This is a genomic window from bacterium (assembly GCA_016124905.1).
GTDB lineage: Bacteria > Pseudomonadota > Alphaproteobacteria > Rickettsiales > RI-342 > RI-342.
On the sequence record WGMV01000037.1, the window covers coordinates 18,708 to 35,740 of the forward strand.

Annotated in this window: 13 protein-coding genes, 1 tRNA gene and 1 pseudogene; 2 read left to right on the forward strand and 13 right to left on the reverse strand. The window is 59.3% G+C overall.

What is annotated here, in order from left to right:
• Positions 1 to 18 precede the first annotated feature (18 nt).
• The 3 genes and pseudogenes from GC177_09425 to GC177_09435 form a co-directional block, all read right to left on the reverse strand.
• Complete coding sequence (locus GC177_09425) at positions 19 to 648, reverse strand: exopolysaccharide biosynthesis polyprenyl glycosylphosphotransferase (GenBank protein ID MBI1276176.1); 630 nt, start codon at positions 646 to 648, stop codon at positions 19 to 21.
• Positions 649 to 1,348: 700 nt separating this feature from the next.
• A pseudogene (locus GC177_09430) lies at positions 1,349 to 1,488 on the reverse strand (DUF2256 domain-containing protein).
• A gap of 56 nt (positions 1,489 to 1,544) precedes the next feature.
• Positions 1,545 to 1,638, reverse strand: a tRNA-Ser gene (locus tag GC177_09435).
• A gap of 153 nt (positions 1,639 to 1,791) precedes the next feature.
• On the opposite strand from GC177_09435, the gene GC177_09440 reads away from it, so the two are divergent.
• Entirely contained in the window at positions 1,792 to 3,711 is a 1,920-nt protein-coding gene (locus GC177_09440) for a hypothetical protein (protein ID MBI1276177.1), read from the forward strand.
• A 21-nt stretch (positions 3,712 to 3,732) separates the two neighbouring features.
• Here GC177_09440 and atpC read toward each other — a convergent pair whose 3' ends face one another.
• From atpC to GC177_09475, 7 genes are all read right to left on the reverse strand, one after another.
• Positions 3,733 to 4,143, reverse strand: coding sequence for an ATP synthase F1 subunit epsilon (atpC, locus tag GC177_09445; GenBank protein ID MBI1276178.1), 411 nt, complete (start codon positions 4,141 to 4,143; stop codon positions 3,733 to 3,735).
• Between the two features lie 65 nt (positions 4,144 to 4,208).
• Complete coding sequence (atpD, locus tag GC177_09450; GenBank protein ID MBI1276179.1) at positions 4,209 to 5,714, reverse strand: F0F1 ATP synthase subunit beta; 1,506 nt, start codon at positions 5,712 to 5,714, stop codon at positions 4,209 to 4,211.
• 10 nt (positions 5,715 to 5,724) lie between these two features.
• A complete protein-coding gene (locus GC177_09455) occupies positions 5,725 to 6,039 on the reverse strand; it encodes a hypothetical protein (GenBank protein MBI1276180.1) in 315 nt (104 codons plus the stop codon).
• Entirely contained in the window at positions 6,036 to 6,911 is an 876-nt protein-coding gene (locus tag GC177_09460; protein MBI1276181.1) for a F0F1 ATP synthase subunit gamma, read from the reverse strand. Before GC177_09460 ends, GC177_09455 begins: the two co-directional genes overlap by 4 nt.
• A 47-nt stretch (positions 6,912 to 6,958) precedes the next feature.
• Complete coding sequence (locus GC177_09465; protein MBI1276182.1) at positions 6,959 to 8,491, reverse strand: F0F1 ATP synthase subunit alpha; 1,533 nt, start codon at positions 8,489 to 8,491, stop codon at positions 6,959 to 6,961.
• 40 nt (positions 8,492 to 8,531) lie between these two features.
• On the reverse strand, positions 8,532 to 9,107 hold the full coding sequence (atpH, locus tag GC177_09470; protein MBI1276183.1) for an ATP synthase F1 subunit delta: 576 nt from the start codon (positions 9,105 to 9,107) through the stop codon (positions 8,532 to 8,534).
• Between the two features lie 199 nt (positions 9,108 to 9,306).
• Complete coding sequence (locus GC177_09475; GenBank protein MBI1276184.1) at positions 9,307 to 9,969, reverse strand: hypothetical protein; 663 nt, start codon at positions 9,967 to 9,969, stop codon at positions 9,307 to 9,309.
• A gap of 158 nt (positions 9,970 to 10,127) precedes the next feature.
• Here GC177_09475 and panB point away from each other — a divergent pair, with 158 nt between their 5' ends.
• Positions 10,128 to 10,961 (forward strand): 3-methyl-2-oxobutanoate hydroxymethyltransferase, encoded by an 834-nt coding sequence (gene panB / locus GC177_09480; GenBank protein ID MBI1276185.1) that lies wholly within the window; start codon positions 10,128 to 10,130, stop codon positions 10,959 to 10,961.
• Here panB and GC177_09485 read toward each other — a convergent pair.
• From GC177_09485 to mutS, 3 genes are all read right to left on the reverse strand, one after another.
• Complete coding sequence (locus tag GC177_09485) at positions 10,950 to 12,563, reverse strand: hypothetical protein (protein MBI1276186.1); 1,614 nt, start codon at positions 12,561 to 12,563, stop codon at positions 10,950 to 10,952. The two genes, panB and GC177_09485, sit on opposite strands and share 12 nt — an antisense overlap.
• Positions 12,560 to 14,215, reverse strand: coding sequence for a hypothetical protein (locus GC177_09490; protein ID MBI1276187.1), 1,656 nt, complete (start codon positions 14,213 to 14,215; stop codon positions 12,560 to 12,562). The genes GC177_09485 and GC177_09490 overlap by 4 nt, the downstream gene beginning before the upstream one ends.
• Before the next feature lie 74 nt (positions 14,216 to 14,289).
• Positions 14,290 to 16,965 carry a DNA mismatch repair protein MutS gene (gene mutS, locus GC177_09495; protein MBI1276188.1) on the reverse strand — a complete coding sequence of 892 codons (2,676 nt, stop codon included), beginning with the start codon at positions 16,963 to 16,965 and terminating at the stop codon, positions 14,290 to 14,292.
• Positions 16,966 to 17,033: the final 68 nt, after the last annotated feature.

The window sequence follows — 17,033 nt, forward strand, 5'->3', positions numbered from 1 at the left end:
GGGGCGCTAAATGAGTGATTAATGCGCGTTGATGCCGCGCAGCACGACCCAGACCATCTTGAACAGGATTTTGACATCCAGCAGGGCGCTCCAGCTGTCGATATAGGCATTGTCGCAATCCACACGGTTCTGCATGTCGGATACTTCCCGAATCATTCCGCGGTAACCATTGACCTGAGCCAGGCCGGTAAGGCCCGGTTTTGCGCGGAAGCGGCGGTCATAACCTTTAACCTGCGTGCGGTAAACGGCATCGTGATACACCATGTGCGGGCGCGGACCAACGATGGACATATCGCCCTTCAGCACGTTGATTAGCTGGGGGAGTTCGTCAATGCTGCTTTGGCGTAAAAAGGTGCCGACGCGGGTTTTGCGCGGATCATGCTTCGTTGCATGGCCGGCTTTGGTGTCCATGCCGGCTTCCGCCGTCATGGTGCGAAATTTATAGATCACAAAGCTTTTGCCGTTCAGGCCGCCGCGTTCCTGCTTGAAAAAGACCGGGCCCGGGGTTTCCAGACGAATGGCCAGCGCGGCAAGCAGCATGACCGGCATGGCCAGAACCAGCCCTACCAGGGCCACCAGACGGTCGAAGATTTCCTTGAAAAGCAGCTGGGCGAAGGAGAGATGGGAAACGATTTCCTCATCACGCATGGATGGCAGATTGCAGACCTGGGATAACCAGTCATAAACGGATATGCCGCCATCCGTTGCCGGGTAGGCTAAGGTTGCTTGGTCTTGTCCCTCGTCGAGCATGGCTCCCTCAACATTTTTTTGTGTCTATTTCAAACATGAGGGCAAAATGTTTAAAAATCATAAATATAGCTGGGCATGATTTTGTGGGATTGAAGATTATGCCGCTGAATTTTATGGACAAAAAAATTTGGCTAAAATTTTTGCCGTTAATGACATTAATTGTAGCGTCATGGTTGTTCCGGCTCCGGGCTATGCATTAAAAGATGCCGGTATTTGGTTTTTCGCGTCGATATTCCGCCCTTTTCCGGCCACCTTTATGACAAGGGGATGAATTTCGCTTTTTGCCTAATGGCGTTTTAATCGGGATGAAGGCTAGCATTGCCTATCATCACATTAAAAAATGGAGGCTGTTATGCGACTTGGCGGTGGAATCCTTTTATGGCTGCTGGGTATCCCCTTACCTATCATCCTTTTGATTGCTCTGTTTACGCATTAGGCTACGCGCAACGGCTGTGCTCAGTCGTCGTGGTGTTGTGCTCCGCGGCGATAAAGACGTGCCTCGCGGAATAGCAAGGCCGCGTGCCGTTAAACTCACGTGCTGTTAAATTCAGGCGAACGGCCGGTTGACGACAGTTCACGCGCCAGGGTCAGCCCTGCGTCATGCCCTGCCTCCACAGCGTTTTGAGCAATATTTCACTTCATTCCAGTTCTTTTCCCATTTTTTGCGCCAGGTAAAGGTCTGCCGCATGCCGCGCATGGTTTTTGCGGTAAATCCCGTTTTCTGGTTCCCTTTGGCATTAGGCCCGGTCGCGCAGCACGGTGGATAACATCATGGCCAACCATTAAAGAAATTCTGGCGGAGGGGATGGGATTCGAACCCACGATACGCCTTTAAGGGCGTATAACGGTTTAGCAAACCGCCGCCTTCAGCCTCTCGGCCACCCCTCCGCAGGGATAGGCTGCTTTGCAGCCACAGAACTGAAGAGGGTTCGGTTATCAGGCTTTGCCGCAAGTGTAAAGACCGTTTGAACGGCCTGTTTCATTAAACTGTATCAATCGGGCGTTACACAGCATGCCTGCAAGCAATGTGGAACCCTGCCCATGAACCAGGAACAGCTCGATCTGCTGGCTGAAAAGATAAAGGCCGATTACAAGCGCGACCTGATGGCGGGCGTTCACAACCTGGTGCACAGGTATGAGCAGCATCATGCGGGTATGCTTACGGGCGATATTTCCCACCGGGACATATGCCACTGGCTGGAAACGCTACACCAGGGCGGCACCATGCCCGACCAAAACGAGGCGCCACCTTATTTCAGGCATGAGGACCTGCGTTATTTCACGGAAGAAGGGCTCGCCGCGATGGTGGAATCCTTTTTTGCGGAGCTGGATGACGCATGGCTTCAGGCGTTCCGGCACGGGCATCTGGAAGGGCATTATCTGCGCGGCTATCTGAAAGGAACGCCCGCCGAAACGGTGACATATTACGAGAAGCTGGCCGATCAGCTGATGGAACGGCACCTCATCACCCTGCCGGACATGGAATTACCCGAGCCTGGCCGGATTTATCACATCTCCGCGCCACGTATGCCAAGTGCCTATGGGCCCGGCTATATCTGGAATGTTTATTACCAGCTGGTTCCCGAACGCGGGCTTTATGCGCTTTATGCCGATGTGGGGGGGCAGCTTAACGAACAAAGCGTCTGGACCCCTGTAAGCCCGGCTGATTATGGCAATCTATCGCCCCTGATGGCGGGTATCTATGGCATGGGAGATCGCAATCACTGCCAGGCGGTGGAAGAGGATGTTGCCCAGGCGCTTAATGCGCACCTGTTCAAGCCGGACCTGAACATAAGCCAGTTATTGCCCCGCGCCGCGATGTTCAGCAATGCGGAGATCGTTACCCATGATGCGCCCATGGCCATCAACAGGGCGGCGGAGCAATTTCTGCTTCATCAACAAGGTTACCGCAGCCAGCTGGAGCCCATCTATCTGATGCAACTGGCGGCGGATACCTACCGCCTGGTGCTGGACGAGGACCTGGCGGCAGCGGATGATCTCGACGCGCTGGCCGATTTTCTTGTCAGCAGTTTTGGCTATCATGCGGAGGTGGTGCAGGATGATGACCGGTCCCTGCATGTCAATGTTACCGGTACCGCCGACGAACTTGCACGCGCGGCCGATCTGGTCACCTTTTATTGCAGCCTGGATGATTTGCTGCTCAACCATACCATTTCACACGTGGCGGAAGATATTTTCCCGCCGGAAGATGTCACCCTGAGCGAGGATGACATCAAGGAGCAGGAGCTAAACCTGCTAAAGCAGCTTAAAAACATCCCCGACCAGGAAAACCGTACGCCGCTCGGCTTGCTGTTCACCCCCTATCCGTTATTGCAGCCGCGTTTTCTGCTGGACCCGCTGTTTACGGAAGAGGTGCTTGCCACCCTGTGCACCGGAAGCGCAGATTCCGACCATTTGGACGCATGGAACGCCTATATCACCCAGTATCCATGGGAGAAGGAACCCTATGTCGCCCTGCTGCAGGGCATAAAGGCCGAATTTAATGGCCTGCACCTGATATTCCGGACAGGGCCGGGCGGCTCCCTGACGGTTGACCTGCGCGCGTCCCCGCCGGTGGATAATACGCGGGAGCACGAATTGCGCCTGATGCTGGGGCGTTACCTCGGCATGATCGGCTGGCTGGAGAATTCCCTCACCATGTCGCCTTACACCGGAGAGGTGGAGCGGCTGAACAGGCCTTTTAACCTGAAAGCCCACTGGGAGAACCTGCCCCTTCAGCGCCACCTGCAGGACAAGTGGGGAGACGAGCTGGCCGCCGAGGATAAGGCCGCCACGGCTGATATTCCGATTACCCCCATACGCACGCCCTCCAAAACCGATCTGAGCCTGCTTGAGCATATTGCCAATACGCTTAAGCGTGACAGTGGGGCGCCCATTCTGGACATTATCCAGCAATATGAGCATACACCGGCTATCAATGGGGTTTTTCCCGCCTCGTGACGAGGCCAAGGGCGCGAGACGTTAGGCGACCAGGCTATCCAGCAGTTCGGCATCGGCCAGGGCCTGTTCCAGGCGCTCCAGCTCTTCCTGGCTCACGCCGCCCTTGGTGCGGACGAGGTCGAGGGCCACTTTGGCTTCGGCCAGCGCCATCTGGCTATCGCTTTTCTTTACGCTGGCAAGGTGCTGCGCGTTTTCAGCCAGCACGCGGCAGATGGCGCCGCCGACTTCGGCAAAGCCGCCGCGGACGAAGTAACGGTCCGTCGGCACATCGCGCTCATAGATGGTCACAAGGCCGGAGCGCAGGGTGGTCACCACCGCGGCATGGCCTTCCATCACGCCCATGTCGCCCATGGAGCCGGGAATCACGACCATTTCGACCGGTTGATCCAGCAATTGTTTTTCGGGCGTTACCAGTTGCAGTGACAGTGCCATGTATCTCTCCTTCTATTCCCCTCACCCTGCCCTCTCCGCAAGCGGAGAGAGGGAGAGCGTATGCCTTAGGCGGCTTCCAGCGCCATCTGGCGGGCTTTTTCGATGGCTTCCTCGATACCGCCAACCATGTAGAAGGCCGCTTCCGGCAGATCGTCATATTTGCCTTCGACGATGCCTTTGAAGCTGGCGATGGTTTCCGCCAGCGGCACGAACTTGCCGGGCTTGCCGGTGAAGATCTCTGCCACGTGGAAGGGTTGAGACAGGAAGCGCTGGATCTTACGGGCGCGGGCAACCACCTGCTTGTCTTCTTCAGACAATTCATCCATGCCGAGAATGGCGATGATATCCTGAAGGGATTTGTAGGTTTGCAGAACGCGCTGCACTTCACGCGCCACGTTGTAATGCTCCTCACCCAGCACCTGTTTGTCGAGGATGCGGGAGGTGGAGTCCAGCGGATCCACGGCCGGGTAGATGCCCAGCTCGGAGATGGCGCGGGAAAGTACGGTGGTGGCATCCAGGTGCGCGAAGGTGGTGGCAGGCGCCGGATCGGTCAAGTCATCCGCCGGTACGTACACGGCCTGCACCGAGGTGATGGAGCCCTTGGTGGTGGAGGTGATGCGTTCCTGCATCGCGCCCATGTCGGTGGAAAGGGTCGGCTGGTAACCTACGGCGGACGGAATACGGCCGAGCAGAGCGGATACTTCGGAACCGGCCTGGGTGAAGCGGAAGACGTTGTCGACGAAGAAGAGTACGTCCTGAACTTCCTGATCGCGGAAATATTCAGCGAGCGTCAGACCGGTGAGGGCCACGCGGGCGCGGGCGCCGGGAGGCTCGTTCATCTGGCCATAAACAAGCGCCACTTTGGACTTGTCCTGGTTCTCGAGGTTGATAACGCCGGATTCGATCATCTCGTGGTAGAGGTCGTTCCCTTCGCGGGTACGCTCGCCCACGCCGGCGAATACGGAGTAACCACCGTGTGCTTTGGCGATGTTGTTGATGAGCTCCATGATGAGTACGGTTTTGCCTACGCCGGCACCGCCGAAGAGACCGATTTTACCACCTTTTACGTAGGGGGCGAGAAGGTCGATGACTTTGATGCCGGTCACGAGCACTTCGGTATCGGTAGCCTGCTCTTTGTATTCCGGCGCGGTGGCATGGATGGGGGCAACCTGGCGGGTTTTGACCGGGCCGCGCTCGTCGATGGGTTCGCCAATGACGTTGAGGATACGGCCGAGCGTTTCGGGGCCGACGGGCACGGAGATCGGCGCGCCAAGGTCGCGCACTTCGGCGCCGCGCACCAGACCATCGGTGGAATCCATGGCGATGCAGCGCACGGTGTTTTCACCCACATGCTGGGAGACTTCCATCACCAGGCGCTTGCCCTGGTTGTCGGTTTCCAGCGCGTTCAAGATGGCAGGCAGCTCGCCGCCATCGAATTTCACGTCCACCACGGCAGAAATTACCTGCGTGATGCGGCCAACGGCGCCTTTGGCAGCCTTTTTGACCGGTGCGGATTTCTCAACAACGGCAACTGCCGGTGCGGCTTTTTTGGTGGGTTTCTTCTCGGCCATGATACGCTCCTTAAATACCTTCAAAATCAACAACTTGCTGCAGCGCGGCTTGTGCTTCCGCAGCGGTAATTCCTAAATTATTATCCGTAAGCAAGGCGAGTGCTTCGTCCAGACGATCCGACTCGACCTCAAAGGTTACAAAGGCTTGGTCACCGCCGTCGATATGAGCGATAATTTGTGCCTGCTCTTGAATCAAACGCTGATGATCCCGGTCAATAACCCCCATGATGGTTACGTCATAGATCGGCATTTCGCCCAGGGAATTTTCGTTCACCTCGATCGAGACCCTGTCACTGGCCTGGTATTTGAAGCTCAGATCCGTCATATCGCCTCCGCGCCGGAGATGATCTCGATCAGCTCCTTGGTGATAGTGGCCTGACGGCTGCGGTTATATTGCAGGGTCAGTTTCTTGATCATTTCACCGGCATTGCGGGTGGCGCTGTCCATGGCGGTCATGCGGGCGCCCTGCTCGCTGGCGGCGTTTTCCAGCAGCGCGCGGAAGATCTGGATTTCCAGGTTCTTCGGCAGGAGTTTGCTGAGGATTTCCTCTTCGCTCGGCTCGTATTCCACATAGCCCATCTGCACGGGTGCTTGGGGCGCATCGCTGGAAATTTCCAGCGGGATGAGCTTTTGCGCGGTCACCTTTTGCGTGATGACGGAGATGAAGCGGTTGTAATAGAGCGTGGCGACATCGAACTCGTTGGCATCGAAACGGCGCATGACGGTGGCGGCGATGTCCTTGGCATGGGCGTAGCCGGGGGCTTTGCTGATGCCTTCGCGCAGCTCAACAATCTGGCCTTCGAACTCGCGCTTGAAGATGTCGTTCACCTTTTTGCCGACGCAGAAGATTTTCACCTGCTTGCCCTGGGCGGTCAGCGCCTGGATGTCTTTGCGAGCAGCGCGGATGATGGCGTTGTTGAAGGCGCCGCAAAGGCCGCGGTCGGAGGTGGCGACGATGAGCAGGTGGCGGGAATCGTTACCGGTGCCGGCCAGCAGACGCGGGGCCGCGCCTTCGGGCATGGCGTTGCGGAGCGATGCGAGCATCGCGCCCATGGCTTCCGCGTATGGGCGTGCGGCTTCGGCATTTTCGCGCGCGCGGCGCAGTTTCGCCGCAGCCACCAGCTTCATGGCCTTGGTGATCTTCTGCGTGGATTTCACGCTTTTGATGCGAATGCGTAGCGCCTTGAGTCCAGCCATCGTGTTTCCGTCACTTATCCGTTTCGTTCAGCCATGTTGCTCAGAAGTTACGCGGTGAAGGTCTTGAGCAGTTCTTCAATGGCCGCTTTCAGGCGGGCTTCCATCTCGTCGGTGAGCTTCTGCTCGGCGCGGATGGAATCCAGCACCTGCGCATGGTTGTGGTGCAGGTGACGCAGCAGGGCTTGCTCGAAACGGCCAACATCGTTGATCTTCAGCTTGTCGAGGTAGCCTTTCACGCCCGCGTAAATCACGCAGACCTGCTCTTCCACCGCGAGCGGGGAATATTGCGGCTGCTTGAGCAGCTCGGTCAGTTTCTGACCACGGTTGATGAGGCGCTGCGTTGCGGCATCCAGATCGGAACCGAACTGGGCGAAGGCTTCCATCTCGCGGAACTGGGCGAGCTCGAGCTTAATCGTACCGGCAACCTGTTTCATGGCCTTAATCTGCGCGGAAGAACCCACGCGGCTTACGGAGAGACCCACGTTCACGGCGGGGCGAACACCGCGGTAGAAGAGGTCGCTTTCCAGAAAGATCTGACCATCGGTGATGGAGATCACGTTGGTCGGGATGTAGGCGGATACGTCACCGGCCTGGGTCTCGATCACCGGCAGTGCGGTGAGGGAGCCTGCGCCTTTGTCGTCAGACATTTTGGCGGCACGCTCGAGCAGGCGGGAGTGAACGTAGAACACGTCGCCCGGGTAAGCTTCGCGCCCCGGAGGACGGCGCAGCAGCAGGGACATCTGGCGGTAGGCAACGGCCTGTTTGGAAAGATCATCATAGATGATCAGGGCATGCATGCCGTTGTCGCGGAAGAATTCGCCCATCGCGCAGCCCGTGTAGGGGGCGAGGTACTGCATCGGCGCGGGGTCGGAAGCCGTAGCGGCAACCACGATGGTGTAGTCCATCGCGCCGTTTTCCTCGAGCTTCTTCACCACCTGGGCAACCGTGGAGCGTTTCTGGCCGACGGCGACGTAGATGCAATAAAGCTTCTTGCTCTCGTCCTTGCCCTGGTTGATGGTTTTCTGGTTCAGGATGGTGTCGATGGCGATGGCGGTTTTGCCGGTCTGGCGGTCGCCGATGATCAGCTCGCGCTGGCCGCGGCCGATCGGAATCAATGCATCGATGGATTTGATGCCGGTGGCCATCGGCTCATGCACCGATTTACGGTAGACGATACCGGGGGCCTTGGTTTCCACCAGGGAGCGCTGCTTGGATTTGATCGGGCCTTTGCCGTCGATCGGGTTGCCGAGGCCATCGACCACGCGGCCGAGCAGCTCTTTGCCGACGGGGACGTCCACGATCTGGCCGGTACGGCGGACCACGGCGCCTTCGCTCACCTGACGGTCGTCACCGAAAATCACCACGCCGACGGCATCGGCTTCGAGGTTGAGCGCCATGCCTTTTACGCCGGAATCGAATTCCACCATCTCACCGGCCTGGACTTTTTCAAGACCGTAAACGGTGGCGATACCATCGCCCACGGAAACCACTTCGCCCACCTCGGCCACTTCGGCCATCGCCTGGAAATTAGCAATCTGGCTTTTGAGCAGGGATGAAATTTCCGACGGTTTAATGTCCATGGTCTGACTCCTAAGGGCTCTCTAAATAGTTCAGTATGCGTTACGCCGCCTGGCCCAGCGCCGCTTTGCGCAGCTGCCGCTTCAGGCTGGTTAATTGGGAACGAAGGGAAAGGTCCATCATCTGGGAACCGAGGCGCACGACCACGCCGCCCAGGATGTTCTCATTCACTTCCTCATGCAGCTCTACCTTGCTGCCGACGGCCTTTTCCAGCTCGCCGGTCAGCGCTTTACGCTCGGCATCGCTGAGTTCGTAGGCGGTGGTGACGCTGGCGGCAACGACGCCGGAGGCCTCGCGCATCTGGCGCAGGAAGGCATCGTTGAGCTGCGGAATCAGGGAAAGGCGGTCTTTTTCCGCCATCAGCTGCAGGGTGTCAGTCAGCGTGGCGGGGAAAGCGTATTTTTTGGCAATGGCCTGAATCAGGCCGAGTTTGTCGGACTGGGTGACAACGGGCGCGCTGATAACACGGCGGAAATCGGCATTTTCGGCATAGACCTCGGCCAGGGCGGAGAGGGCTTCTGCCACTTTGGCGGTCTGATTGCGGTTTTCAGCCAGCTCAAACAACGCACGGCCATAGCGTGTGCCAAGTTCGTTTGCCGCTGCTGCCTGATTGGCCATGTAGGATAACCCTCAAACCGGATGAATGGATAGCATCCCTCCATGCATGGATGGCGCGGGCTGCGGCGCCTCTCTAGCATAGGGTTGGAGGGGACGCAAGGCATGAGGTGAGGCTTTGTGCAATCAATCTGTGCCACCGGATATATGGTGGGTGGCAATGGCCAAGCACGCCATTAGTTGTGGTGATATGATTTAAGAATTACGGTTTTGCGGCGGGCACGGCTTCCGGCGCAGCGCCGACATCCGGCATGATGCTCATCTCCTCGCCTCCCTGTTCGGTATCTTTGGCGAGGATGGATTTGAGGGATGGCGGGGTAAGGTCATCTTCCACCGGTTGGGCTTCGGGGCTGGCCTGTTCTTCGGGGTTGACGGGCTCCGGTAAAGCCTGCTCTTCCACGGTGGAGGGGGCAGCCTGGGCCGCTTCTTGCGTTTCCTCGACCGTTTCCGGGGCGGCATCCTGGAGTGGAGGCGCCTTGTCCAAGGGGGCGGCCTGCTCGTCTTTTTCAATCAACGCCTGCATGGTGCCGTAGTCCACTACGGGGGATTCGTCGGCCAGTTTTTCCAGAATCGGGCGGACATAGACGCCCTCGGTCTCGGTCATGGCTTCTTCGGGGGCTTCGACCTGGTTGTCGATAAGATAACGCTCAACCTTCAAGGGTTTTTCGATGCCGCTCAGGCGGATGGCCTGGGCCGCGGTGGTGGCCAGCACCATGGTGTATTTGCCGGTTTCGCTGTAGACCTTGTAACGGATGGCGTCCTTGTCCAGCCAGCGGCGGTAGGCGAGCGGCAAGGGCCCGAACGGGTCATTAATCTGCCCGGCGGGTTTGTCGTATTCCTCGTTTTCGAACCAATGGCTTGCCATGTAATGCGATGTCCGTTTTTTAGAGACAGTCTCCCAACTGTAACAGAGCGAGGTTAAAGCCAGTTTAATGGGCCGTTTATATGGGAATGGGTGCATTCCCCGGTTTTTTGCGCTAATAGAACCTCTATCTTTCCAGGCCATCTTTCCGGGAGAAAGCCATGTCCGCCACACCAAAAGCCACCGCACGCCTCACCGCGCCAGCCATCCAGGCCCGCAAGGGTGGGGAACCGCTGGTGGTGCTGACCGCCTATACCGCCCCCATCGCGCGGCTGCTGGATGCGCATTGCGACATCCTGCTGGTGGGCGATTCGCTCGGCATGGTGGTGTATGGCATGGAAACCACGCTCGGCGTGACGCTGGAGATGATGGCCCTACATGCGAAAGCCGTGGCAACGCATTCCAGCCACGCGATGGTGGTGGTGGATATGCCGTTCGGCAGTTTTGAGGCCAGCCCGGAGGAAGCGTTCAAAAACGCTGCCTACCTGCTGGCGGAAAGCGGCGCGCAGGCCGTGAAGCTGGAAGGCGGGGAATATATGGCCGATACGATCGCCTTTTTGACCGCGCGGGGTATTCCCGTGATGGGGCATATCGGATTGACGCCAACCCATGTGCATAAGATGGGCGGCTTCAAGGCCCAGGCGCGCGATGCGGGCGGACGGGCGCAATTGCTGGCCGATGCGCTGGCCGTGGATGCGGCGGGTGCTTTTTCCATCGTGCTGGAGGGCGTATTTGCCGATTCCGTCGGCGATGTGGTGAACCGCACATCGGCGCCGATCATCGGCATCGGCGCGACGGCCGAATGTGACGGGCAGGTGCTGGTGACGGATGACATGCTCGGCCTGACGGAGCGCGCGCCGCGATTCGCCAAGGATTATGCGGGGCTTTCTGCCATCATCCAGCAGGCAGCGGAGCAATTTGCACAGGATGTGAAGGGGCGGCGGTTTCCGACGGAGGGTAATCTGTTCGGTCTGAAGGCGGCGTCAAAAGCCTAGGCCATCGCGGTTCGGCGCGTCCTCTTCCCCCGCGGAATGCTCCAGCAAAGAGCCGGACGGCAGGGACGCCACCAATGCCAGATCCGCATCAAGCATGTCGGCAGGAAATTTTTCCTTCAATTCATCGAGCAATTCATGGATCCGCGCCGTGGATGCCGGCATGAGGATGGCGACCTCCTTTCGATGCGAATGGGCGCTGATGAAGTCATAAAACTGGGCGAAGGCTTCCATATCCATCAGGTGAATAATATTCTCCTCCATCAGCAGGCCAAGTTTCAGCTGCGCGCGAAAGTTCCGTTCATATCGCGCCAGGTTCTTTTCCAGCCCCTTCAACAGCTCAAACGCCTCCTGCGGGTGGCGCCAGCCATGCTGAAGGATTATTCCTTCGGGCAGGGTTTTCAGGTTGCGTATCTCGGAACGCAGGCAGTCCGCAAATCCTGCGACATCAACATTGGGCTGGTCGATGCTATTGCCAATCTGCATGCGGTGGGTCAACTCCTCCTGCGTGGCTTCCTTGAACCATAGCCTCAAGACGCCTTCAAACAGCCTCGGTATCTGCCTGTTTAAAAACTTGTCGAGCCAGGTACGGTTTCTGTATTCATCGGCCAGGTTGCGTTTTTCCAGCACTTCGGGTGTGAAGAGATAGACTTCGCCGCCGGCATTAACGTAACCAAGGGGGCGGCTTCGCCTGTCATGAAACGGGTAGGCGGGCAGTTGATCGATGAGGTTGGCCAGCCGCTCGCCCCCTTCCTCGGCCAACACATGAACCGGCACGGCATGCCGGCATATGGCTTCGCATTCCACGCCCTGGCGGTTATCCAGGTGCTTCATGACATCATGTGCATAATTGTCCAGTTTATGACCGTAGAAAGCAGGGTCCTCGAACATGTATTGTCCGCGGGCTTTTTTCAGGCGGGTGTTAAGCGCTTCGGCCACCAGGTCGCTGTTTAGCGGCATGTCCGCCGGGATCCTGAGTGCCTCCCATTGTTTCAGCGCAAGGGCTTCCAGCGCTTGACCGTCTATCCATTCATGCAAGTAGAGCGCGTCGTCATCCTCTGCGGGGACCCGCAGAACGGGCGGCTCCGCCTTTTTGATGTCTGGATAGAGCTTCCGCATTTCCGTCAGCAGCGCCTGGTGGCAGAATTCCTTGAATTCCGTTTTTTTCAGCACCTGCTCAAGCATCGGGACAAAATGCGGCGCCTCCGCGTCCAGACGCGCCATCAGTTCTGCGAAGCTCAGATTGCCCTTCACCATGTCGCCATGATTGATCGCATCCAGATAGTCCTGGCGGATATTCAGCGGCAGCCAGGGCGTCAGGTATGAAGCCAACGTGTATTCCACCCGTGCAAGCAGGGCTTCCATCTGCGGTGTGAGACTGGCCCGGACTATTTCACGCGGGGTGCGTCCCATCCAGTCGTTCAGGGCATCATGGATGCGGGACTGGGCATTGCCGGCATTGCGGAAATACGCCGCCACATCCGTGATGTGCAGGCTCACGCCCATCTGGTCATGGACGGGAAAATGCGTGATGGCGCCGGTGGGCTGCCACCACCAGTTTCCATGCACCTCAATGGGCAATGCGTCATTGTACCAATAGGTCATCGGTCGGCCCCGTAACCGTCCATCACGGCCGTTACCTTATCTGTATCCTGGCTGGCGGATGCAATCAGCCATTCGGCGACGGCGCGGTCGGCACGGCGTTTCTCCTCCTGTGTTTCCGGCAGCAGGTCGCGGGTGCGGCCGTGCAGTTCCTCCAGATACGCCGTGGATGCGGGCACGAGATATTGAAGCGCATCGCCTTCGATTGATGAACAAAGCGCCCAGATATCGTGCAGCTTTGCGTAGGATTCGTTATCCAGCCATTCCTCCTTGCCTGCCGCGGGGTGAATGCCCAGCCGCACGCGCTTGTCGTAACGCTTGTCATACTGGTCCAGTTCGACCCGCAGCGCGTTCAGCTGGCGGCGCATCTTCTCGCAGGCCAGATTGAGGGACGAAGGCGGGTCCGGCAGTTTGTCGCACCGGGTCAGTTCATGCCGCAGCAGGCGGGACATTCCCGCCGCTTCAAAATGCTTGGGACGGCGAGTGCCGATTTGCACACGGTGGGTGAGTTCCTCGGTCAGGGCTTCCTTGAAAATGCTTTCCGCCTGTTGCTGGCTGAGCGCGCCGGTCTCACCCATCATCTTCTCTAGCCCATGGGGCTCGCGGCTCAGCTTCCTTCTGATCTGCGCGGCATCGTGCATGTAAACGCGGCCATTCGTATCGACATAACCAAGCGTGGCGCCTTTGGTATCCAGCGTGCCGAGATGCCCGCGCGCGCTTCGGATGGCGCGCTGTGTGAGCCCCATGCCCCGGTCATCGGTCAGGAGATGGATGGGGATGGCATCGATGCATATGGCATAGCGCTCCTCCTTTGGGCGCATGTTGATTTGACGCATGGCATCATGCGCCAGCGCGTCCAGACGGTGACCGATTCCAACCGCGCTGGACACGCCGGAGATATCATATTGCTGCCGCACCTGCTGATGAATATTCTGAAAAAGCGATTCCGGCTCTAGCGGCATGCAGGGTTCAAAACCGCAGTTTCGCCATTGCATTTCGGCATAATCCCACAGGCAGGCGCGATCGATGGTGAGGGGCAGGCATTCCAGCCCGTTATCCTCTGGGGTGCCCGGAAGGTCGCAGAGAATGCCGGGATGCGTTTTCAGTATGCCGGGAAAGGTCGTTTCCAGTTCCTCTTCGACCAATGCACGGGCGAATGACTGGAAATCCTGACCGTCGATGATGCTGCATACGGCTTTGCGGACGCCCGATGGGGCCTGCTCCAGCGCGGCGAGGACGGCCTTCAGGCCGTAATCCACCGATATACCGGCCCTTGCCAGGGCATCCCAATAACTATCCCGCTGACCGGCATCGATCCATTGGCTCAAGACGGTGGAAAGGGCGCCGTTCAGGCGGCGCTCCATCTGATCGGCCTGATAGGCGAGTTGTTCTTGCATCAGGCAGCCAAGGTCAGGGTATTCATGGGTCCATTCCCACCAGGCCTCGTTCACACGCGCCAGGGCGTCGGCATCGCCATTGCCCGCGGCAACCAGGTCGCTGATATGCAGCGGCACGCCCTGCCCGTCCGGTAACGGGTACGTCGTTACGGCGCCGGAGGGTTGCCACCACCAGTTTCCATGCACCTCGATCGGCAGGCCGAATTCGGCCACACGGTCGGGGAGTTGGGAGTCATGGGTGTGGTACCAATAGGTCATTTCCTGCGCCTTTCTGCGCAGGGTTTATAGCCTTGGACTGTTACATTTTGCGGTTCGTTACGTTACCGTTATGTTTAGGCGACCTGGTCCACGGCCTTGAGTCTGGCGGGCTGGAGCAGGGCCTTGAGGCGGTAGAGCGCGTCCTGCGCTTCTCGCGGGGAGAGGTTGTCGGGGTCGATGGTGGCGAGCAGGTCGCGCAGGGCGTCGGGCTCCTGGGGTTCCACCTCCACAAGGCTCGGGCGGGGTTTGGGTGTTTCCACATGGCTGTGCATGAACAGCGGCATATCGCCCGCCAGTTTGGTGAGGGTTTGTTCCATGCCGCTGCCTTCCAGCTGGGCGAGGATGGCGCTGGCGCGGTCGGTAACAGGCTTGGGCAGGCCTGCGAGGCGGGCAACGTGGACGCCGTAGGAATGGTCGGCGGCACCGGGGACGACCGCGTGGAGGAAGACGATGTCGCCTTTCCATTCCTTCACCGACATCTGGTGTGCGGCAAGGTTCGGCAGGGTGGCGGTGAGCATGGTGAGCTCGTGGTAATGGGTGGCGAAGAGGCCGCGGGAACGGCATTCGTTGTGGAGATGTTCCAGCGCGGCCCAGGCGATGGACATGCCGTCATAGGTGGCAGTGCCGCGGCCGATCTCGTCGAGGATGACGAGGGATTTGGGCGTGGCATGGTGCAGGATGGTGGCGGTTTCGACCATCTCGACCATGAAGGTGGAGCGGCCGCGGGCAAGGTCGTCCGCCGCGCCGACGCGGGAAAAGAGGCGGTCCACCACGCCGATATGGGCGGATTCGGCCGGGACGAAGCTGCCCATCTGCGCCAGGATGGCAATGAGGGCGTTCTGGCGGAGGAAGGTGCTTTTACCCGCCATGTTGGGGCCGGTGAGAAGCCAGAGTTTAGAGGTTTTTTCCAGGCAGGCGTCATTGGCGACGAACTGACCGCGCGGGAGGGCGGCCTCCACCACCGGGTGACGGCCGCCTTTGATGGCGAAGGCCAGACCGTCGTCCACCCTGGGGCGGCAATAGTGCTTTTCCGTGGCGAGTTCGGCGAGTGCCGCGCAGACATCCGTCACGGCGATGGCCTGGGCAAGCTGGGAGAGCGGCTCGGCCTGAAGCTGGGCCATTTCCAGCAGGCGGGCGAGCACTTCCAGTTCGGCGGCGAGGGTTTTTTCGGCGGCCTGGGTGATCTGGGTTTCGAGCTCGGCCAGTTCCACGGTGGTGAAGCGCTGGGTGCCGGCCATGGTCTGGCGGTGGATGAAATCCACGCCGGATTCCTTACCCATTTTGGCGGCGTGCATAACGGTGACTTCCACATACCAGCCGAGGATGTTGTTGTGGCGGATCTTGAGGGAGCTGACCCCGGTGGCGGTAGCGTAGCGGGTTTCGAGTTCCTTGATGAGGGTGCGGGAGTCGTCGCGGATGCGGCGGAGGCTGTCGAGCGCAGGGAGGTAGCCGTCGGCGATGAAGCCGCCATCGGCGGTCTGCAAGGGCGGTGATTCCACGAGGGCTTTCACCAGTTCGTCGCGCAGTGTCGGGTCGGCGATCAGGCCTTTTGCCTGGGCTTTGAGCAGGGATGGCAGGGTCTCTTGATGCTGCTCCAGTAATTGGCGGACGGCTTCGGCGGCGGTCAGGGCATCGCGCAATTGGCCGAGATCGCGCGGGCTGGCGCGGCGGCTGCAGATGCGGGCGAGGATGCGTTCCACGTCCGGGCAGCGTTTCAGGTGTTCGCGCAGGTTTTCGCGCAGGGTGAGTTCTGCGGTGAGGTATTCGACCGCATCGAGCCGTGCGTTGATGCGGGTGGCATCGGTCAACGGGTTGATAAGGCACCAGGCCATGAGGCGGGCGCCGAGGGCTGTCTGGCTGCGGTCGATGGTGGCGAGCAGGCCGCCTTTTTTCTGGCCGGACATGCTGGCGAGGAGCTCCAGGTTGCGGCGGGTGGCGGCGTCCATCACCAGATGGTCGTTCGCTTCCTGACGCTCAGGGCGCATGAGGCGGGGGAGCAGGCCTTTTTGGGTCTGCATCAGGTATTCCAGCAAGGCACCGCAGGCGCCGAGTTCGGCCTGGGTGAGGGCGCCGAAACTGTCCAGCAGGGCGACGTTGTAGGCGGCTTTCAGCATCTGCTCGCCCTTGACGGGGGTGAACCAGTGCGGGGGTTCGGCCACCAGCTGGTGGCGCATGTCGGCAAGGTGGGGGACGAGGTCGGCGTCCTCGAACAGATTCTGGTCCAGCAGTAGCTCGGCGGGCTGGATGCGGGCGAGCTCCGCACCGAGCTGGCCAGCAAGTACGCGGCAGAGGCCGAAGCGGCCGGTGGAGATGTCCACCCAGGCAAGGGCTGTGGTGCGTTCGCCTTTTTCTTTCGCCACCGAAAGGGCGGCGAGATGGTTGGGGAGCTTGGCTTCCAGCAGGGAATCTTCCATCAGCGTGCCGGGGGTGATGATGCGCACCACGTCGCGCTTTACGACGGATTTGTAGCCACGCTTCTTGGCTTCGGCGGGGTCTTCCAGCTGTTCGCAGATGGCGACGCGGAAGCCGCGCTGGATAAGCTTATGCAGGTAACCTTCGTGGCTGTGGGCGGGCACGCCGCACATGGGGATTTCCTGCCCCTCATGCTGGCCACGCTTGGTGAGGGCGATGTCCAGCGCATCGGCGGCCTGTTTGGCATCGTCGAAAAAAAGCTCGTAGAAATCGCCCATGCGGTAGAAAAGCAGGCAATCCGGGTGCGCGGCCTTTACGGCCAGGTATTGCTGCATCATGGGGGATGGGGCGGGTGTGGACATGGGTAAGCCGAGCTGAAATGAAACCGCTATTATGCATGCCGGCG